An 18,401-nucleotide genomic window follows, 5' to 3' on the forward strand; every position below is an offset into this window, starting at 1 on the left:
CGGACATGGCGCTGCACGCGCTGCATGGCGAAACCATGGGCACGAACTGGTCGGTCCGGCTGGTCGCGTCGCCACGCGAGGATCTGCATGCGCTGCACGCGCTGATCCAGGCCGAACTGGATCGCGTGGTGGCGCAGATGAGTACCTGGGAAACGGAATCGGACATCAGCCGTTTCAACCGCGCGCAGGCCGGGCATTGGCAGGTGCTTCCGGACGCGTTCTTCACCGTGCTGCGATGCGCGCTGGATATCGCCGAGGCCAGTGAAGGCGCCTTCGATCCCACGGTCGGGCCGCTGGTGGGACTGTGGGGGTTCGGCGCCCATGCGCAATCCCGCACGGTTCCCGACGACGACCGCCGCGATTCGACCCGGCAACAGGTCGGCTGGCGGCGATTGGTGCTGGACACCGACCACCGGCGCCTGCTGCAGCCCGGTGGCGTGCAACTGGATCTGTCGGCCATCGCCAAGGGCCATGCGGTCGATGCGGTGGCCGAAACCCTGCGCGCGCGCGGTTTCGCCGCCGCTCTGGTCGAAGTCGGCGGCGAACTCTTCGGTTATGGCCGCAAGCCGGATGGCGAGCACTGGCGGGTGCTGATCGAATCCTCGCCGGACGAGGAGGAAGCCGCCGGCCTGGAGCCACGCATCGCGATCATCGACGAACGGGCGGTCGCCACCTCGGGCGATCGCTGGCACTGGTTCGAACAGGCCGGCGAACGCTACACGCATACCCTCGACCCGCGCACCGGCAAGCCGGTGTCCAGCGCTCGCGCGGCGGTCACCGTGCTGGCGCCCACCGCGATGGAAGCCGATGGCTGGGCCACCGCATTGACGGTGCTCGGCGCCGACGCGGGACTGGCGCTGGCCGAACGGCGCGGGATCGCGGCGCGCTTCATCGTCCGCGAGGGCGACACGCTGACGGAACGGGCCAGCAGCCGGTTCGCCTCGCATCTCGCCGCATGAGCGCGCAGTCCTCTCCCTCGCCGGTTTCCTTCGCCTGGCTGGGCAATGCCGCGGTCCTGCTTGCCCTGCTCGCCATCGTGGCGGCGATGGCGCTGCTGCAGGGCGAAACCTGGTGGCCGGCGTCGCCGCGCAGCGGCCGCTGGTTCGGCGCGGGCGCGGCGCTGCTGGCCTACGTCGGTGCGTGGGCGTGGCTGGCCGCGCGGCACCGTCGCCAGGATCGCCGCGCCATCGTCGACACCTCGCTGGAAGCGCTGCGGGTGGTATACGCCAGCCAGACCGGTTTCGCGCACATGCTGGCCGCGCGCACGGCCGACAGCCTGATCGCCGCCGGGGTCGCCGCGCGCGCGCAGGCCATCGATACGCTGCAGGCCGGCGATCTCGCGCAGGGGCGGATCCTGTTCGTGGTCAGTACCACCGGCGAAGGCGATCCGCCCGATCACGCGCTGGGCTTCGTCCGCCGGATCATGTCGCAGGCGCTTTCCCTGCACGGCCTGCGCTATGCCGTGCTGGCGCTGGGCGATCGCGAATACGCGCAGTTCTGCGCCTTCGGTCATCAACTCGATGACTGGTTGCGCCAGCACGGCGCGCAACCGCTGTTTGACCGCGTGGACGTCGACAATGCCGACGAAAGCGCCCTGCGTCATTGGCAGCATCACCTGGGTCAATTGGGCGGTGTGGCCGAACTGCCGGATTGGGATCGGCCGCGCTACGAGGACTGGATTCTCGCCGATCGGCGCGTGCTGAATCCCGGCAGCCAGGGCGAAGCGGCGTTCCACATTGCCCTGCGCCCGGCCACCGGCGCGTTGCCGGCATGGCAGGCCGGCGACATCGCCGAAATCGGTCCGCGCAATCCGCTGCCGGCCGTGGGTACCTTCGTCCAGGCCGTGGGCTGGGATCCGCAACGCCCGGTCGAATGGCAGGGGACGCGCCAACCGCTTGCCGACGTCCTGGCCCAGGTCCATCTGCCGGATCCGGAAACGCTGCGCGGCCACGCGCCCGAAACCGAGATCGCGGAACTCACCGCCCTGCCGCACCGCGAGTACTCCATCGCCTCGATTCCCGCCGATGGCAGCCTGCAATTGCTGGTCCGGCGCATGCGGCGTCCGGATGGACGACCCGGGCTGGGCAGCGGCTGGCTGTGCGATCACGCGGCCCTCGGCGGGACGATTGCCCTGCGCGTCCGCGAGAACGCCAATTTCCATCCACCCGGCAACGATCGTCCAATGATCCTGATCGGCAACGGTACCGGCATCGCCGGCCTGCGCGCGCACCTGAAGGCTCGGGTGGCGGCGAAGGCGCAACGCAACTGGCTGGTGTTCGGCGAACGCCAGGCGGCGCACGATTTCTTCCATCGCGACGAGATCCTGGACTGGCAGGCGCGAGGCGCGCTGGAACGCCTGGATTTGGCGTTCTCGCGGGATCAGCCCGAGCGACGCTACGTCCAGCACGCCCTGCGCGAGGTCGCCGACGAACTGCGGCGCTGGGTGGACGATGGCGCGGTGATCTATGTCTGCGGCAGCCTGGAGGGCATGGCCCCGGGCGTGGACGCCGCCCTGAACGATGCGCTCGGCGCGGAGCGGTTGGAGGAACTCCGCCTGGCCGGCCGCTATCGCCGCGACGTCTACTGATCCGTCAAGGCGCTCCGCTTCACCGGCGACACGCGCGCGGCCAGCAGCTCTCCCCCGCCCTGCAGGGCGAAACGGCGGCGTTCCGGACCTGCGGGCAGTAGCGCGGTGTCTCCGGCAAACAGCGGCGGCAAGCCACTCGCCGCCTCGAATTCCGCCTGCCCGGCTAACAGGTGGATGGCCCAGGTGGTATCGGCATCCACGAAGAACAGCATCGAGCCGACCAGCGGACGGTGCAGCAGTTCGGCATCCACGACATCCCGCTTCCACATCAGGTTGAAATCGTGGGTGAATCCGTCCCGCAGGTAGCCGGTCACCTCGCGTTCCCCGGCGAAGCGAATCCGGCCGTGCGGCGGTTCCAGTTCGACCTGTTCGCCCTCCGCGAACGCCAGCCGCAGCCCATTTCCCTGCAGGAGGATCAGCTCGCGATCGATGCCCGGAAACGACGAGAACGCGGCGTCCTGTTCGATCTCCGCAATCGACAGCCGCCACGTCCAATCGTCGCTGTCGGGCATGCGCAGGATTTCCCGCGTCCAGCCCTGGCCGTTCTTCCAGCGGGTCCTGCGGTACTCGTTGGCGGGAATGACGCGCGCTTCGGACACGATGGCTGCTTCGCTGTAGGCCGGAACCGGATTCTAACGCCCCAAAAAGCATCGCCCGGACATGCTCCCTGCATGTCCGGGCGATGGATACATCCCTGTCGGCTCCTGCCGATCACAGGCGTCCTGCCTGCTCCTGTTCCCGTGCGTCCTGCACGCCGATACGAAATGGGTACATCCCTGTCGGCATCCGTGCCTGTCCCCTGGCATCCTGCCCCGTCAGCCGGGTCGATCTGCATCCTGCAGAAACCACGGCATGGGTTTTTCGTGCTGCCGTCAGCGCCGGGTGACCGGTGCCGGGCGTGCAGCCGTCGCCGGCTTGTTTGCCGGCTCGGCGGAGGAACGCAATTCGATCCGTTCGCGATTCCTTTCCACCGTCTTCAAACCGATGCCCTTGACCATCGCAAGTTCCTCGGGACTCTTGAACGGGCCGTTGGTCTTGCGGTACTCGATGATGGCTTCCGCCTTCGCCTGGCCGATCCCGATCAGGACCGTCTGCAGCGTGGCCGCATCCGCGGTGTTGATGTTCACCTTGTCGGCGGCGTGGGCGCTCAGGGCCAGGACCAGCGACAGGGCAACCGACTTCAACACGGTGCTCAGCGATTTCATGGGCAACTCTCCTTGTGGCAAATGGGTGATTCCTTTCGTACAGAGGTTTTGTCCCCTGTGGCTCCTGCCGGCGTCGAATCGCTTCGTTGGCCGGCGGAAACAGTCTCATCCGCCACTGCTGCAAAACATATCGCCCGCCACCGTCAAAAGCTGCCGGGAAACCCCGCAGCGTCATGTAGGAAAATTCCTACCCCATGGGGAGGCGTAGAATGGGCGTCTGATTCCGTACCGATTGGAGACTCCATGGATACCGCCAAGGTCGACCGCTACGTCGCCGAGAAATGGGACGACGACATCGTTCCGCAGCTGGTCGAATACATCCGCATCCCGAACAAGTCGCCGATGTTCGACAAGGACTGGGTGGCCAACGGATACATGGATGCGGCGGTGCGCCTGATGGAAGACTGGGCGCGCGCCCAGGCCATTCCCGGGATGCAGGTGGAAGTGGTCCGGCTGGAAGGCCGTACCCCGCTGATTTTCATCGAGATTCCCGCCAGCGGCCCGGAAACCGGCGCCGATACCGTGCTGCTGTACGGACACCTGGACAAGCAGCCGGAAATGACCGGCTGGGATGCCGACCTGGGTCCGTGGACACCGGTGCTGAAGGGGGATCGCCTGTATGGCCGCGGCGGCGCCGACGACGGCTACGCCATCTTCGGTTCGCTGGCCGCCCTCCAGGCCCTGCAGGCCCAGGGCGTGCCGCATGCGCGCTGCGTGGTGCTGATCGAAGCCTGTGAGGAATCCGGCAGCTACGACCTGCCGGCCTACGTCGATCACCTGGCCGATCGCATCGGCAAGCCATCGCTGGTGGTATGCCTGGATTCGGGTTGTGGCAACTACGAGCAGTTGTGGTGCACGACCTCGCTGCGCGGCCTGGCCGGCGGCAACTTCACGGTCAAGGTGCTGGAGGAAGGCGTGCATTCGGGCGACGCCTCCGGCGTGGTGCCGTCCAGCTTCCGCCTGCTGCGCCAGTTGCTGTCGCGGCTGGAGGACGAGAACACCGGCCGGATCCTGCCGGAGGGCCTGCAGGTCGAGATTCCGGGCGATCGCCTGGCCCAGGCGAAGGAAGCCGCGCGGGTGCTGGACACGGCGGTGTTCGACAAATTCCCGTTCCTGCCCGGGATGACCCCGATGGCGGAGGACCTGACCGAACTGGTGCTCAACCGCACCTGGCGCCCGGCGCTGTCGGTGACCGGCGTGGACGGCATGCCGCCGCTGTCGTCGGCCGGCAACGTGCTGCGTCCGCACACCTCGGTCAAGCTGTCGCTGCGCCTGCCGCCGACCCTGGACGGCAAGCGCGCCGGTGAACTGCTCAAGGAACTGCTGCTCAAGGATCCGCCCAACGGCGCCCAGGTCAGCCTGGATCTGGAGAAGGCCAGCACCGGCTGGAATGCGCCGGCGATGTCGCCGTGGCTGGAGAAGGCGATCGACGCGTCCAGCCGCGAGTTCTTCGGCGCGCCGGCCATGTACATGGGTGAAGGCGGCACCATCCCCTTCATGGGCATGCTGGGCGAGAAATTCCCGGGTGCGCAGTTCATGATCACCGGCGTGCTGGGCCCGCATTCCAACGCCCATGGCCCCAACGAGTTCTTGCACATCCCGATGGGCAAGAAGGTCACCGCGTGCGTGGCCCGGGTCATCGCCGAGCATCACGCGGCCAGCGTGCGTGGCGAGACCACCGGCGTGGCAGCCGTCGCCGGCGGCGACCAGCACGGCGATCACGGCTGCTGCTGACGCGGGCACACGCGGGTACGGGAAAAGAGCCGGGTCATCCCGGCTCTTTTCGTTTTCGCCCGTATTGACCGCGGCCGGGCGGGACGGATGTGCGTCGGGCATGGCTTGGGTTACCCTGCGGACACCCCCCACTTTTTCCGACCGGAGTGTTCAGATGGAACAGATCTTTGGTGGCGGCATCCTGTGGACCCTGCTCATCGGCTTCCTGGCCGGCCTGTTGGCCCGGGCCATCAAGCCCGGCGACGACAAGCTCAACCTCATCTGGACGATCGTGCTGGGCGTGGCCGGGGCACTGCTCGCCCGTTTCGTCGGCGGCGCACTGGGATGGTACGGACCGGAGGAACCTGCCGGCTTCATCGCCTCCGTGGTCGGCGCGATCATCCTGCTCTTCATCTACGGCCTGGCGAAGAAGAAAAGGGCCTGAGCCCTGCCGGACGACATTCCCAAGCCCCGCTCCGGCGGGGCTTCTTCTTGGGAAATGACGTGGAAACCGCCGGCTTCACAATTCTTCATTCGGGTTTCAGGCGCTTCATCCGCGGACACCGTGCAATCCGGCTCCCAACCCAAGGAGCCGCACCATGTCACCGTCCCTGTCCCGCCTGATCCTGTTGTCCTGCCTGGCCTTCGCCACGCCGGCGCCCATCTGGGCCGCTCCGGCCACTCCCACTTACCGTGCCCCCGCGTCGGCAGGCGACGGCTGGGCGGTGGCCGACGCCGCCCGACAGGGCTGGAAGCTGGAGCGCTTCGGCGCGCTCGAAGCCGCCATCGCCCGCGGCGATTTTCCGGGCGTCACCAGCGTGCTCGTCGCGCAGGACGGGCACCTGCTCTATGAGCGCTACTTCAACGGCGGCGGTCCCGACGTGCTCAACGACACCCGCTCGGCGACCAAGAGCGTGACCGCGCTGCTGGTCGGCGCGGCCATCGATCGCGGCCTGATTCCGGATGCGCGGGCGCGCGTGCATGACTACTTCCGCGACCTGGCACCCTGGCAGCACGATGGCCCGCGCAAGCAGGCGATCACCGTGGAAGACCTGCTGACGATGAGTTCGGCCTGGGACTGCGACGACGAAAACCCGTTTTCCTCCGGCAACGAGGAACGCATGTACGTCAGCGAGAACTGGACCCGATTCGCCCTGGACCTGCCGCTGCGCGGCTACGCGCCGTGGGTGAAGCGTCCTGAGGACAGTCCGCACGGGCGCACGTTCTCCTACTGCACCGCCGGCAGTTTCCTGCTCGGCGCGGTGCTGGAGCGCGCCACCGGAAAGCCGCTGGCCGCTTTCGCCGCGGAAGCCCTCGAGCGTCCGCTGGGCATCAGCCAGGTGCAATGGAACCGTTCCAGCGAGGGCGTGGGCATGGGGGGCGGCGGCACCCGCTACCGCAGCCGCGATCTGGCCAAGCTCGGCCAACTGGTGGCCGCCGGCGGTGTCTGGAACGGCAAGCGGGTCATCTCCGCCGACTGGATCCGGCAGGCCCTGACCGTACATGCGCAGGCCCGCGAGGACGCCGACTACGGCTACCAGTTCTGGCGCTTCCGCTTCACCCGCGACGGGCGGGAACAGCCGGCCTGGACGATGTCGGGCAATGGCGGCAACTACGTGTTCATCGTTCCCGAGAAGAAACTGGTGGCGGTGATCACCCGCACCTCGTTCAACCAGCGCGACGTGCACCCGCAGTCGCAGCGGATGTTCGGCGACTACGTGCTTACGGCGATGCCGTGAGCCGGGCCAGCAACGCCGGCGGCACCTTGGCGCGTTCGGCGGCGTTGTGCCGGTGGATGGCATCGATGCCACGGGCGAAGGCGGGTTCGTCCGCCATCGGCTTGAACAGGGGCGATACCTGCAGGTAGTCGGCGTCGCTGTAACCCTCGTCTATCGCGCGTTGCAGCGCACGCAGCGCGGCGGCGCGGTCGCCACCGGCATCGCGCAGCAGCGCCACCTCCAGCCAGTCGGAGGGGTAACCGGCGCCGGCGTCCAGTTCCGCCGCCAGGGTTTCCGCCCGCGCACGCGCCCAGGCGGCATCGACGCGGCCGGCGTCGATGCGCGCCAGCGTGGTCGGCAGGCTGGACTGCGGCCGCAGCGCCACCGCTTCCCGGTAGGCGCCGGTGGCGGTGGCGGCATCGCCTTGCAGGCGCGCGAGTTCGGCGGCCAGCAGATGCAGGTCGGCGTGCGCGGTGCCGCGCTTCTGCGCCACATCCAATGCCGCCTGCGCCTCGCTCAGGCGGCCATGCCGGAACAGGTAGCGCGGCCAGGCGAGGTTGGAGAACACATTGTCCGGGTACAGCTCGAAACTCTGCCGGTACTGGGTCTCGGCCGCCTGCGGATAGCCAAGCAGGTCCAGGTTGTTGGCGATCTGCAGTTGCAGGAAACGCACCCGCGCCGGATCTCCGCGCAGCGAGGTGTTGGCGATCAGCGCGTCGGCCAGGCGTCCCTTGCGATCGTAAAGATACGCGGCCGACGCACGGCTGCCATCTGCGGCCGGATCCAGTGCGACGGCGCGCTCGTAACCGGCCAGCGCTTCGTCGATGCGGCCGCGGCAGTCATGCGAATAACCGAGCGCGGCGTAGGCCGCCGCCTGGTCCGGATGCGCATGGATGACCCGTTCGGCCAGCTGCTGCGCGCGCGCGGCCCATTCGGGCGGGAAATTGAACAGGCATACCCGCGCGCCGTAGCTCCGGCTGAGGCCGACCAGCGCGCGGGCATTGTCCGGCTGTTCCTTCAAGGCGCGCTCGTACAGTTCGATGGCGCGCTCGTTGTTGTCGCGCTGGCCGATGCCGGCGTAGTAGTCGGCGCGCTCGATCAGGCTGGCGGTACCCGATGCGCCGGAGGGGACGGAGGACGCCGTCGCATTGGTTTTTGTCTTCTCCGCGTCACCGGACGTCCAGGCAATCGCCAGGCCCACGGCAACCGCCGTCACGATCACTACCGCCACCGCCGCCCGCGACCACCGCCGGGACGCGGCGAACGATGCCTTCGGGACAGGCTCGACGTCATCGTCCAGCGGCTGCGGCCGCGCGCACAGTTGATAACCCTGTCCGCGCACCGAGCGCAGGTAGCGCGGCTGTCGTCCATCGTCGCCCAGTGCCTGCCGCAGCAGCTTCACCCGCTGGGTCACGGTTTCCTCGTTGACGACGGCCGGTGCCCAGACCCGCTCGATCAGCTCGTCGAAACCCACCACCCGATCGCCCTGGAGCACCAGGTAACGCAGCAGCTGGAAACTGAGTCCGGCAACATTGAGCACCTCGCCGGCGCGCTCGACGCGCTGGCGCTCCAGGTCGATCGCCAGATCCTCCAGGCGGAAGCGCGTGGGGTCGCCCACGGGATTACTCGCTGCGCCCGTAGATGTCCGAATAGCGGACGATGTCGTCCTCGCCCAGGTAGTCGCCGGACTGCACTTCGATCAGTTCCAGCGGTTCCTTGCCTGGATTCTCCAGGCGGTGCTTGGCGCCGATCGGAATGTAGGTGGACTGGTTCTCGTACAGCTCGAACACATCATTGTCGCGCGTCACCCGCGCCACGCCCTTGACCACTATCCAGTGCTCGGCACGATGCGCGTGCGATTGCAGGGACAGCTTGGCGCCGGGCTTGACCTTGATCCGCTTGACCTGATGGCGCTGGCCCATGTCCACCGAATCGTAGCTGCCCCACGGGCGATGCACTTCACGATGCAGGACCGCCTGGCTGCGCTGGCCGTCCTTCAGTTGCGCGACCACCTGCTTCACTTCCTGCACGCGGTCCTTGCGCGCGACCAGCACCGCGTCGTCGGTTTCCACCACCACGATGTCATCCACGCCCACCAGCGCGACCAGACGCTGCGCGTAGGCATAGCTGTTGCGTGTGTCGACCGCGATGACATCGCCATGGTGGGCATTTCCGCCGGCATCGCGCTCGGCGACGTCCCACAGCGCGGACCAGCTGCCGACATCGTTCCAGCCAATGTCCACCGGCAGCACCATCGCATGCGCGGTCTTTTCCATGACTGCGTAGTCGATGGAATCGGACGGGCTGGCGGCGAACGCATCCTTGTCCAGGCGTACGAAATCGCCATCCTGCCGGGCCTCGGTGAAGGCGGCGCGCACCGCGGCGACGATGTCGGGACGGAAGCGTTCCAGTTCCTCCAGGTAGCGGCTCGCGCGGAACAGGAACATGCCGCTGTTCCAGTAATAGCCACCGTCATCCAGGTACGACTGCGCGGTCGCGGCGTCGGGTTTCTCGACGAAACGCGACACCTTGCGCAGGCCTTCGCCGGACTCGGCATGGATGTAGCCGAAACCGGTCTCGGGCGCGTCGGGCACGATGCCGAACGTTACCAGCGCACCGTCCCCGGCGGCCGGCATCGCCGCCTCCACCGCACGCCGGAAGCCTTCCGCATCGCGGACGACATGATCGGACGGCAGCACCAGCAGGATCGGATCCGCACCTTCCGCCATCGCCTGCAATGCCGCCGCCGCGATCGCCGGCGCGGTGTTGCGCCCCACCGGCTCCAGCAGGATGTGCGGCGCCGGCGCACCGATCTGGCGCAACTGCTCGGCGACCAGGAACCGGTGCTCCTCGTTCGCCACCACGATCGGGGGGGTTGTCGCCAGCGGCGCGATCCGCAGCCAGGTGTCCTGGACCATCGTCCGTTCGCTGGCCAGCGGCAGGAACTGCTTGGGATAGGCTTCGCGCGACAGCGGCCACAGGCGCGTGCCGGAGCCGCCAGACAGCAGGACAGGTTGGAGTATGGCCATGGAGCTCTCGCACGAAATGAGGACGGCAGTTTACCCTTTAGTCCGCAACCACCCCTGTCTGGACACCGCATGCCCCCCGAGACGCACGACGACGTCCGTGCCACGCAACGCCTCGCCTGGACGAGGGCCGCCATGGACGCGCCCGGACTGGCGCTGGAACGGGCTTCGGTGGACGCCGGATTCCGCAGCTACTGGCGCACGCGGGGCGTGGAGCCCAGCCGGATCGTGATGGATTCGCCGCCGGGACTGGAGGATGTCCGTCCCTGGCTGCGGATCCGCGATCTGCTGGAGGCCGGTGGCGTGCGGGTGCCGCAGGTACTCGCGCGCGATGTGGAGTCGGGGTTCCTGCTGCTGGAGGATCTGGGCGGGCCGACCCTGGTCAAGACCATCGACGCCGACAGCGCCGACGAGTGGTTCGGCCTGGCCATCGGCGAACTGATCAAGCTGCAGGCGATCACGCCGCCAGCCGATGCCGGCGAGTTCGGCGAGGCGCTGCTGCAACGGGACGCCGGCCTGTTCGAGGAATGGTTCCTCGGCCGCCACCTGGGCATCACCCTCGACTGCGATGAAAGCGAGCGGCTGCAATTGGCGCAGCGCCGCCTGATGGACAACGCGCTAGGGCAGGCCCGCGTGCTGACCCATCGCGACTTCATGCCGCGCAACCTGATGCCTACCCGGCCGCTGCCGGCGGTGCTGGATTTCCAGGACTGCATCCGGGGGCCGGTGGCCTACGATCCCGTCAGCCTGTTCAAGGACGCCTTCCTCAGCTGGCCGCTGGAGCGCGTCGACGGCTGGCTGGCCCAGTACCACGCGCGTGCGCTGGAAGCAGGCATTCCGGTGCCGGGCGACTTCGCGGTGTTCCTGCGCGACGCCGACTGGATGGGCATCCAGCGACACCTGAAAATCCTCGGCATCTTCGCCCGCCTGCACTACCGCGACGGCAAGACCGGCTACCTGCACGACGCGCCACGCTTCATCGCCTTCCTGGACGAGGTGCTGCCCCGCCACCCGCAACTGGCGGAACTGGGCGATCTGCTGGAACGGCGCATCAAGCCCGCGATGCGGGCAAGGGACGCGGCATGAAGGCGCTCATCTTCGCCGCCGGACTGGGCGAGCGCATGCGCCCGCTGACCGATCACACGCCCAAGCCTTTGCTCGAAGCCGGCGGCAAGCCGCTGATCGTCTGGCACCTGGAAAAGCTCGCGGCGATGGGCATCCGTGATGTCGTGATCAACATCAGCTGGCTGGCCGAACAGTTTCCGCGCACGCTGGGCGACGGCGGACGCTGGGGACTGCGGCTGCACTGGTCGCACGAGGGGCCGACGCCGCTGGAAACCGGCGGCGGCATGCTGCACGCGCGACCGCTGCTGGGCGAAGAGCCCTTCCTGCTGGTCAACGGCGACGTCTGGACCGATTACGACTTCGCCCGCCTGCCCGCCGAACCGGACGGACTGGCACACCTGGTCATGGTGGATACACCCGCGCACAAGACCCGCGGCGACTTCACGCTGGAGGACGACGGCACGATCCGCGACGACGGCGCACGACGCCTGACCTATGCCGGCCTGGGTATCTACCGCCCCACCCTGCTCGACGACTGGAACGCGATTGTTGGCGATCAGGTCGGCATGCCGCCGCGCTTCGCGCTCGTGCATCTGTTGCGCGCGCACATGCCCGAGGGCGCCATCCATGGCGAGTACTGGGGCGGGCGCTGGACCGACGTCGGCACGCCGGAGCGGCTGGCGCAACTGGATGCGTCCCTGCGCGCCTGAACGGCGTCGAAGGATTGTCCACAATCGGTGTGGATGAAAAACCGGCAAAGATGTGGATAAGTGACGGACCGCCCCACGGGGCGGGCGTGTCAAACCGGTTGGCTATTTTTTCACCAGTGGAGGGAACGGCGGCGCACCGTCACGCCGACCACCGCGCGCGATGGCTCAGCGCGGCTCCAGCACGCTGCGCAGGAACGGCACGGTGATCCGGCGCTGGGCCGCCAGCGACGCCCGATCCAACTGCTCGAACACCGTCACCAGGCGGCCCAGATCGCGATCGGTGCGGGTCAGCAGCCAATCGATGGCCGCATCCTCCAGCACCAGGCCGCGTCGCTGCGCGCGTTCCCGCAACACCTCGCGGCGCCCGTCGTCATCCAGCGGCACCAGCATCACCCGCGTGCACTGCGACAACCGCGAGCGCAGGTCCGGCAATACCAGTCCGATCTCGGCGGGCACGTCGCGCGCGGTGTACAGCACACGGATGCCGGCGGGGCGCGCGCGGTTGTGGAAATCGAACAGCGCGACCTCGTCCTCGCGGTTGCCCGCGATCAGGTCCAGTCCGTCCAGCGCCACCACGTCATGGCCTTCCAGCGACTCCAGTGCCTCGCGCAGCCGGCCCGCGGCGGCGGCCATCGGCAGGAACGCGGCACGCGCGCCGTTCTGTTCGGCATGCGCGCACAGCGCGAGCGAGAGATGGGTCTTGCCGGTCCGCGGCGCGCCGCCCAGGTACAGCCAGTCGGTCGAGCTACCCTCGGCCAGCGCGCGCAGCTGCGCCAGCGTACCTTCCGGCGCGCCGATGAAACTCTCGAAACGCTGATCCGGCGGATAGCGCAATGCCAGCGGCAGCTGTGGCGTCAGCCCGCCGGGAGACGAGGAACGGCTCACTTCACTTGTCTTCCGTCTTCGGCTTGTCGCCGGCGTCCTCGTCCAGCACGTTCTTGTCGACGTAGGAGTCGAGCAGGATGGTCGGGTGGTCGCCCGCGTAAAGCTTGCTCTGCGTGTAGCGCTCATGCGCATAGCGCAGCAGCACGTTGGCGACCGCCGCCACCGGCAGCGCCAGCAGCATGCCGAGGAAACCGAACAGCTGGCCGCCGGCCATGATCGCGAAGATCACCGCCACCGGATGCAGGCCGATGCGATCACCGACGATGCGCGGGGTCAGCACGTAGCCTTCCAGCATCTGGCCGATCACGAACACCACCAGCACCAGCGCCACCAGGCTCCAGTCGCCGCCGGTCTGGACCAGCGCGGCGATCACGCCCAGCACGATGCCGGTGGCGGTGCCCAGGTACGGGACGAAACTGATCAGGCCGGCGATGATGCCGATCAGCAGGCCCAGCTTCAGTCCCACCACCGACAGGCCCACCGCGTAGATCGCGCCCAGCGCCAGCATCACCAGGAACTGTCCGCGCAGGAACGCGCCCAGCACATCGTTGGATTCCAGCGCCAGCCGATCCACGGTGGCGACGTGATCGCGCGGTATCAGCGCGGCCACGCGTTCGACCAGCTTGTCCCAGTCGCGCAGGAAGTAGAAGGTGAGGATCGGCAGCAGCACGATGTTGGCCACCCAGGCCATCATCGCGAAGCCCGAGCGCGACAGGTAGCCGAAGAACGTCGCCGCCACGCCGCCGGCCTGCTGCCAGTGGCCGCGCAGCCATTCCATGATCCGGTCCGGATCCAGCCAGGCCACCAGTTCCAGTCCGGTGTGCTGTTCGATCCACGGCAGCGCGCGCTGCACGAACCAGTCCCGATACTCCGGCAGCGATTCCACCAGCGTCACGATCTGCCGTTCCAGCATCGGCACCAGGATCAACAGCGCCAGCACCAGCAACAGCAACATCAGGGTGAACACCAGCACCACCGAGGTCGTGCGCGAGCGGCCGGTGCGTTCCAGCCGGTCCACCCAGGGATCGCCCAGCCACCCCAGCAGCGCCGCGCACACGAACGGCGTCAGCACCGGTGCCAGCAGGTAGATCACCCAGCCGACGATGGCGGCGATCAGCAGCCATTGCCAGCGCCTCGCCAGCGTGCCGACCGGAGTGGAAGAAAGATCCATGCGAATGAACGTCCTGTAGGTGCGGGTGGAGTTACTTCAGGCGGAACACCGGCGGTTCGCCTTCGCCGCCGACCAGCGGGCTGTCGTCGCCCAGCATGCGGCGGAAACCGGACAGGCCGGAAATCAGTTCCAGATCCAGTTCCAGGGTGTCGCCGCTGGCGCGCACCGGGGTGATCCGGCGCACCACCGCCATCTTCTGCAGTTGCCCCATCAAGCGCAGGTAATCGTCGGTGCTGCGGATGCCGGCGAACACCACCCGGTAGGTACCGGCCGGACCGGCGGTGCCCCGCTTGGCGTAGCGCTTGACCAACGCATCGGCGGTGCCGTCCGCGCCGCCGGCCATGGCCCGGCGCGCGTCGATGTCACTGGTCGACCAGGTGGACAGGACCTTGCCGCCGTCGACGAACACCCAGTCGGCGGTCCAGCCGCCCTTGGCGCGGTAGAGCTTGCCGATCAACTGCATCGGCGGGCTGTAGCGGGACGAGGCGCGGGCCACGGCGGCGGTGTCCTGGCGCCAGATCGCGCCCACCAGCGCCTGTTCGGCGGCGTTGCCGGTGGGCAGGCCCAGGCTGTAGCCGCGATCCTGCGCGCGGCTGAGCAGCGGGCGCACCGCGTTGGCCTGCTGCAGGCCCACCAGGCGCGGGCCGCTGCCGTCGTTGATGGCCAGCCACACCACCGGCTTGGGCCGCGGCTGCGGCCACACCGGCAGGCCGAGCACGGCCGCCATGCCGTCCACGCCTTCGGGATCGAAGCGGACGATCAAAGTGGTTCGGAAGGTCGGCGCGCCGCTGGGCGAGGTGCCCTGGTCCTGCCGGTAGTCGTAGCTGTCGACCAGGTTGCGCGCATTGCGCAGTTCCTGGCCCACGCCGGGCCGGCCGGTCACCGCGCGGTCGCCGGACATCTTGGCCAGCACCTGGCCCAGCGCGCGCGCGAACGCGCCGTTGCGTTCGGCCTCGCCCTGCCCGTTCACCGGCACCTCAGCCTCGTAGGTGCCGCGCGCGGCGGCGACGTCCCCCTCGGTCCGCAGCCCGCTCTGGGCCTGGGCCGGGATGGCCGTCCATGAGGCGGCCACCAGCGTGGCCGCGGCGAATACGAAAGCTCTCATCCAGCGCATCGAGCGTCCCTGTGCTCCGCAAATCGAGGGAATTGTTGCCCGAATGGATGCCCGGCGCCAACGCCAGCCGTTCAGGGAACGTCCGAACCGGGCACGGATTCCTTTAAAATCACGCGCCTTGCCCTTCCGATGCATGCCCGTGACCCAGCCGACGCCTCCCGCCTCCACCCCGATGACCTACCGCGACGCGGGGGTCGACATCGACGCCGGCAACGAGGTGGTCGAACGCATCAAGCCGCTGGTCCGGCGCAGCTTCCGCCCCGAGGTGATGGGCGGCCTAGGCGGTTTCGGCGCGCTGTTCGACCTGTCCGGCAAGTACAAGGAGCCCGTGCTGGTGTCGGGCACCGACGGCGTGGGCACCAAGCTCAAGCTGGCCCAGCAGTTGAACCGCCACGACACCATCGGCATCGACCTGGTCGGCATGTGCGTCAACGACGTGCTGGTCCAGGGCGCGGAACCGCTGTTCTTCCTCGACTATTTCGCCACCGGCAAGCTGGACGTGGAGACCACGGTCGCGGTGGTCGGCGGCATCGCCAAGGGCTGCGAGTTGTCCGGCTGCGCGCTGATCGGCGGCGAGACCGCCGAGATGCCCGACATGTACCCGCCGGGCGAATACGACCTGGCCGGCTTCACCGTCGGCGCGGTGGAGAAGTCGAAGCTGCTTGATGGCGCCAGGGTGCGCGCCGGCGATCTGCTCATCGGCATCGCCTCCAGCGGCCCGCATTCCAACGGTTATTCGCTGATCCGGCGCATCTACGATCGCGCCGGCCGTCCGGGCGATCTGGATCTGGGCGGCGTGAAGCTGGTCGACGCGCTGATGGCCCCGACCCGCCTGTACGTCAAGCCGGTGCTGGAACTGCTGAAGACACACGACATGCACGCGATGGCGCACATCACCGGTGGTGGCCTGACCGAGAACATCATCCGCGTCATTCCCGACGGCCTGGGCCTGCGCATCGACGCCACCGCCTGGACCCTGCCGCCGGTGTTCGACTGGCTGCAGCGCGAGGGTGCGGTGGAAAACAACGAAATGTGGCGTACCTTCAACTGCGGTATCGGCTTCGTGCTGGTGGTCGCGCCCGGCGATGCCGCCGCGGTGGAAGCCGACCTGGCCCGCCTGCAGTTGCCGAACTGGCGCATTGGTGAAGTGACCACCGCCGGCGGCCCCGAGCGCGTGTCCATCGGCTGATTCCGATGCAGCCCGGCAAGCGGATCGCCTTCGCCACGGCGCTGGCGATCTTCGCCCTCAGCTGGATCGCGCCGCGCTGGCCGTTCGAGCAGGCGCTGCACAGCAGCCTGACCGTGGTCGGGCTGGTCTGGCTGTGGCTCCATGACCGCCGCTGGCCGATGCACACCTCGCACTTCGCGCTGATCTGCTTCTTCATCGCCCTGCACTGCCTCGGCGCGCGCTGGCTGTATTCCAACGTGCCCTACGACTCGTGGGCGCACGCGCTGACCGGGCATACGCTGAGCGAACTGTTCGGCTGGCGACGCAATCATTTCGATCGCCTCATCCACCTGCTCTACGGCATCTGCTTCACCCCGGCGGTGTGGCACTGGCTGCGCCAGCGCTGGCCGCTGGCGGCCGGCCAGGGCTTCGTCATCGCGGTGATGCTGATCATGTGCACCAGCCTGCTGTACGAATGGCTGGAATGGGCGATCGCGCTGGGACTCTCGCCGGAAGCCGCCGAGTCCTACAACGGCCAGCAGGGAGATGTCTGGGATGCCCACGCCGACATGCTGCTTGCCACCCTCGGCGCGTTGGCGACGTGGCCACTGATGCGGCGCGAACGCCGGGAACCAGTCCATCCATGAGCAAGAACCGCATCGCCATCCTGGTCTCCGGCCGTGGCAGCAACCTGCAGGCGCTGCTGGACGCCATCGATGCCGGCCGGCTCGACGCCCGCATCGTGGGCGTGTTCTCCGACAGGCCCAGGGCGGCGGCGCTGGAACGCGTGCCGGAACCGCTGCGCTGGAGCGCGGACGCGCGCCGGTTTCCGGATCGCGCCGGCTTCGACGCGACGCTGGCCGATGCGGTGGAGGCGGTGCGGCCCGACTGGGTGATCTGCGCCGGTTACATGCGCATCCTCGGCGAAGCGTTCATCAGCCGCTTCCGCGGCCGCCTGCTCAACATCCATCCGTCGTTGCTGCCGAAGTACCGTGGCCTGCACACCCACGCGCGCGCCCTGGAAGCGGGCGATCGCGAGCATGGCGCGAGCGTGCACTGGGTGGTGCCGGAACTGGACGCCGGGGCGGTGATCGCCCAGGCGGTCATTCCCGTGCTGCCGGGCGACAAGCCCGAGGACCTGGCCGCCCGCCTGCTGCCAAGGGAACACGCGCTGCTGGCGGCGGTGGCCGCGTTGGCGGTTTCCGGCCGTCTCACTGAACAGGGAGACGAAGTCTGGCTGGATGGTCAGCCGTTATTAAAACCCCTGTCCCTAGATTCTGCCGGTCAACTGACCCTCCCCTTCGCGACATGACGCCGCTTCCGACCCGCGCAATGCTGCTGGCCACCCTGCTGCTGATCAGCGCCCCCACGTGGGCGCTGGAGCCGTTCGTGGCCACCTACGACGCCTATCGCGCCGGCAAGCTGGCCGGCAGCGCGACCATGAAGGTGGCGCAGGTGGCCGGTGACAACCGCTGGCAGGTCGATCTGGGCGTGCGCGGTACCCGCGGCCTGGCCCGGCTGTCGGGACTGGATATCCAGCAGAGCACCCTGTTCGACACGGTCGGCACGGACTTCCGCCCGCTCAGCCAGGCCACGACCCAGAGCGCGCTTTTCACCGGCAAGAAAGTGGTCGGTGTCTATGATTGGAGCGCGCGATCGGCCCAATGGCAGGGTGATCTGAAGAAGAACCGCCGCGCGCCCGTGCCGCTGCAGCCTGGCGACATGAGCGCGTTGCTGGTCAACCTGGCGGTCATCCGCGATGCCGAACCCGGCCGCCATTTGAACTACCGGGTGGTCGATTTCGGAAAGACCCGCGATTATCGGTACGCGGTCGCGCCGCAGACGGAAATCGTCGCGGTGGACGATCTCAGCTATGACGCCATGCGGGTGGATCGCACCAATGGCGGCAACGACGAAACCATTTTCTGGGTGGCCCAGGGCGTTCCGACGCCGATTCGCATCCTCCAGCGCGAGGATGGCGAGGACAAACTGGATCTGCGCCTGGTCGAGTACCAAGGAGTACCGTAAGCCATGAAAAA

At 68.2% G+C, this 18,401-nt stretch carries 18 protein-coding genes; 11 read left to right on the forward strand and 7 right to left on the reverse strand.

Going from position 1 to position 18,401, the window contains the following annotated elements; genetic code table 11:
* Positions 1-5: 5 nt before the first annotated feature.
* Entirely contained in the window at positions 6-959 is a 954-nt protein-coding gene (locus FHW78_RS17585) for an FAD:protein FMN transferase (protein WP_255443334.1), read from the forward strand.
* Positions 956-2,587 (forward strand): sulfite reductase flavoprotein subunit alpha, encoded by a 1,632-nt coding sequence (locus FHW78_RS17590; protein ID WP_183643693.1) that lies wholly within the window; start codon positions 956-958, stop codon positions 2,585-2,587. The genes FHW78_RS17585 and FHW78_RS17590 overlap by 4 nt, the downstream gene beginning before the upstream one ends.
* Here the strand turns inward: FHW78_RS17590 and FHW78_RS17595 are convergent.
* Together FHW78_RS17595 and FHW78_RS17600 are read right to left on the reverse strand one after the other, a co-directional pair.
* Positions 2,581-3,186, reverse strand: a complete 606-nt coding sequence (locus FHW78_RS17595) for a HutD family protein (protein WP_328805142.1) — start codon at positions 3,184-3,186, stop codon at positions 2,581-2,583. The two genes, FHW78_RS17590 and FHW78_RS17595, sit on opposite strands and share 7 nt — an antisense overlap.
* A 273-nt stretch (positions 3,187-3,459) precedes the next feature.
* Entirely contained in the window at positions 3,460-3,792 is a 333-nt protein-coding gene (locus tag FHW78_RS17600; RefSeq protein ID WP_141453741.1) for a ComEA family DNA-binding protein, read from the reverse strand.
* 243 nt (positions 3,793-4,035) lie between these two features.
* On the opposite strand from FHW78_RS17600, the gene FHW78_RS17605 reads away from it, so the two are divergent.
* The 3 genes from FHW78_RS17605 (at position 4,036) to FHW78_RS17615 (ending at position 7,244) form a co-directional block, all read left to right on the forward strand.
* Entirely contained in the window at positions 4,036-5,526 is a 1,491-nt protein-coding gene (locus FHW78_RS17605; protein WP_141453742.1) for a M20 family metallopeptidase, read from the forward strand.
* A gap of 154 nt (positions 5,527-5,680) precedes the next feature.
* Positions 5,681-5,950, forward strand: a complete 270-nt coding sequence (locus FHW78_RS17610) for a GlsB/YeaQ/YmgE family stress response membrane protein (protein ID WP_141453743.1) — start codon at positions 5,681-5,683, stop codon at positions 5,948-5,950.
* Positions 5,951-6,104: 154 nt separating this feature from the next.
* Positions 6,105-7,244 carry a serine hydrolase gene (locus tag FHW78_RS17615; RefSeq protein WP_183643696.1) on the forward strand — a complete coding sequence of 380 codons (1,140 nt, stop codon included), beginning with the start codon at positions 6,105-6,107 and terminating at the stop codon, positions 7,242-7,244.
* On the opposite strand, the gene FHW78_RS17620 is transcribed toward FHW78_RS17615, so the two are convergent.
* Both FHW78_RS17620 and FHW78_RS17625 read right to left on the reverse strand, forming a co-directional pair.
* Positions 7,228-8,841: a winged helix-turn-helix transcriptional regulator gene (locus FHW78_RS17620; protein WP_183643699.1), complete on the reverse strand. Its 1,614-nt coding sequence runs from the start codon at positions 8,839-8,841 to the stop codon at positions 7,228-7,230. The two genes, FHW78_RS17615 and FHW78_RS17620, sit on opposite strands and share 17 nt — an antisense overlap.
* 4 nt (positions 8,842-8,845) lie before the next feature.
* The gene (locus tag FHW78_RS17625; protein ID WP_183643702.1) at positions 8,846-10,252 is read right to left on the reverse strand and encodes a mannose-1-phosphate guanylyltransferase/mannose-6-phosphate isomerase; all 1,407 of its coding nucleotides are present in this window, start codon (positions 10,250-10,252) and stop codon (positions 8,846-8,848) included.
* 69 nt (positions 10,253-10,321) lie between these two features.
* Between FHW78_RS17625 and FHW78_RS17630 the strand changes: the two genes are divergently transcribed.
* Positions 10,322-11,335, forward strand: coding sequence for a phosphotransferase (locus FHW78_RS17630; protein ID WP_183643705.1), 1,014 nt, complete (start codon positions 10,322-10,324; stop codon positions 11,333-11,335).
* Positions 11,332-12,024, forward strand: a complete 693-nt coding sequence (murU, locus tag FHW78_RS17635; protein ID WP_183643708.1) for an N-acetylmuramate alpha-1-phosphate uridylyltransferase MurU — start codon at positions 11,332-11,334, stop codon at positions 12,022-12,024. The genes FHW78_RS17630 and murU overlap by 4 nt, the downstream gene beginning before the upstream one ends.
* 165 nt (positions 12,025-12,189) lie before the next feature.
* On the opposite strand, the gene hda is transcribed toward murU, so the two are convergent.
* The 3 genes from hda to FHW78_RS17650 are packed head-to-tail and all read right to left on the reverse strand — an operon-like array spanning position 12,190 to position 15,185.
* Positions 12,190-12,909, reverse strand: a complete 720-nt coding sequence (gene hda, locus FHW78_RS17640; protein WP_183644889.1) for a DnaA regulatory inactivator Hda — start codon at positions 12,907-12,909, stop codon at positions 12,190-12,192.
* Position 12,910: 1 nt separating this feature from the next.
* Positions 12,911-14,080: an AI-2E family transporter gene (locus tag FHW78_RS17645; RefSeq protein ID WP_183643709.1), complete on the reverse strand. Its 1,170-nt coding sequence runs from the start codon at positions 14,078-14,080 to the stop codon at positions 12,911-12,913.
* A gap of 31 nt (positions 14,081-14,111) precedes the next feature.
* Positions 14,112-15,185 carry a DUF2066 domain-containing protein gene (locus tag FHW78_RS17650; RefSeq protein ID WP_343205579.1) on the reverse strand — a complete coding sequence of 358 codons (1,074 nt, stop codon included), beginning with the start codon at positions 15,183-15,185 and terminating at the stop codon, positions 14,112-14,114.
* A gap of 181 nt (positions 15,186-15,366) precedes the next feature.
* On the opposite strand from FHW78_RS17650, the gene purM reads away from it, so the two are divergent.
* The 4 genes from purM to FHW78_RS17670 are packed head-to-tail and all read left to right on the forward strand — an operon-like array spanning position 15,367 to position 18,390.
* A complete protein-coding gene (purM, locus tag FHW78_RS17655) occupies positions 15,367-16,383 on the forward strand; it encodes a phosphoribosylformylglycinamidine cyclo-ligase (protein ID WP_183644808.1) in 1,017 nt (338 codons plus the stop codon).
* Positions 16,384-16,388: 5 nt separating this feature from the next.
* The gene (locus tag FHW78_RS17660; RefSeq protein WP_183643715.1) at positions 16,389-17,009 is read left to right on the forward strand and encodes a DUF2238 domain-containing protein; all 621 of its coding nucleotides are present in this window, start codon (positions 16,389-16,391) and stop codon (positions 17,007-17,009) included.
* Positions 17,006-17,674 carry a phosphoribosylglycinamide formyltransferase gene (gene purN, locus FHW78_RS17665; protein ID WP_183643718.1) on the forward strand — a complete coding sequence of 223 codons (669 nt, stop codon included), beginning with the start codon at positions 17,006-17,008 and terminating at the stop codon, positions 17,672-17,674. The genes FHW78_RS17660 and purN overlap by 4 nt, the downstream gene beginning before the upstream one ends.
* 20 nt (positions 17,675-17,694) lie before the next feature.
* Positions 17,695-18,390, forward strand: coding sequence for a DUF3108 domain-containing protein (locus FHW78_RS17670; RefSeq protein WP_255443336.1), 696 nt, complete (start codon positions 17,695-17,697; stop codon positions 18,388-18,390).
* The last annotated feature ends 11 nt before the right edge of the window (positions 18,391-18,401 follow it).

The sequence above is a fragment of the Pseudoxanthomonas sp. OG2 genome, assembly GCF_014192765.1.
Taxonomy (GTDB): domain Bacteria; phylum Pseudomonadota; class Gammaproteobacteria; order Xanthomonadales; family Xanthomonadaceae; genus Pseudoxanthomonas_A; species Pseudoxanthomonas_A beigongshangi.

What these genes read in the sequence shown, in the direction of transcription:
- FHW78_RS17585 (WP_255443334.1), top strand. Translation starts at nt 6, where the DNA reads ATGGCGCTGCACGCGCTGCATGGCGAAACCATGGGCACGAACTGGTCG.
- FHW78_RS17590 (WP_183643693.1), top strand. Translation starts at nt 956, where the DNA reads ATGAGCGCGCAGTCCTCTCCCTCGCCGGTTTCCTTCGCCTGGCTGGGC.
- FHW78_RS17600 (WP_141453741.1), bottom strand. Translation starts at nt 3,792, where the DNA reads ATGAAATCGCTGAGCACCGTGTTGAAGTCGGTTGCCCTGTCGCTGGTC.
- FHW78_RS17605 (WP_141453742.1), top strand. Translation starts at nt 4,036, where the DNA reads ATGGATACCGCCAAGGTCGACCGCTACGTCGCCGAGAAATGGGACGAC.
- FHW78_RS17610 (WP_141453743.1), top strand. Translation starts at nt 5,681, where the DNA reads ATGGAACAGATCTTTGGTGGCGGCATCCTGTGGACCCTGCTCATCGGC.
- FHW78_RS17615 (WP_183643696.1), top strand. Translation starts at nt 6,105, where the DNA reads ATGTCACCGTCCCTGTCCCGCCTGATCCTGTTGTCCTGCCTGGCCTTC.
- FHW78_RS17625 (WP_183643702.1), bottom strand. Translation starts at nt 10,252, where the DNA reads ATGGCCATACTCCAACCTGTCCTGCTGTCTGGCGGCTCCGGCACGCGC.
- FHW78_RS17630 (WP_183643705.1), top strand. Translation starts at nt 10,322, where the DNA reads ATGCCCCCCGAGACGCACGACGACGTCCGTGCCACGCAACGCCTCGCC.
- murU (WP_183643708.1), top strand. Translation starts at nt 11,332, where the DNA reads ATGAAGGCGCTCATCTTCGCCGCCGGACTGGGCGAGCGCATGCGCCCG.
- FHW78_RS17645 (WP_183643709.1), bottom strand. Translation starts at nt 14,080, where the DNA reads ATGGATCTTTCTTCCACTCCGGTCGGCACGCTGGCGAGGCGCTGGCAA.
- FHW78_RS17650 (WP_343205579.1), bottom strand. Translation starts at nt 15,185, where the DNA reads ATGAGAGCTTTCGTATTCGCCGCGGCCACGCTGGTGGCCGCCTCATGG.
- purM (WP_183644808.1), top strand. Translation starts at nt 15,367, where the DNA reads ATGACCTACCGCGACGCGGGGGTCGACATCGACGCCGGCAACGAGGTG.
- FHW78_RS17660 (WP_183643715.1), top strand. Translation starts at nt 16,389, where the DNA reads ATGCAGCCCGGCAAGCGGATCGCCTTCGCCACGGCGCTGGCGATCTTC.
- purN (WP_183643718.1), top strand. Translation starts at nt 17,006, where the DNA reads ATGAGCAAGAACCGCATCGCCATCCTGGTCTCCGGCCGTGGCAGCAAC.
- FHW78_RS17670 (WP_255443336.1), top strand. Translation starts at nt 17,695, where the DNA reads ATGCTGCTGGCCACCCTGCTGCTGATCAGCGCCCCCACGTGGGCGCTG.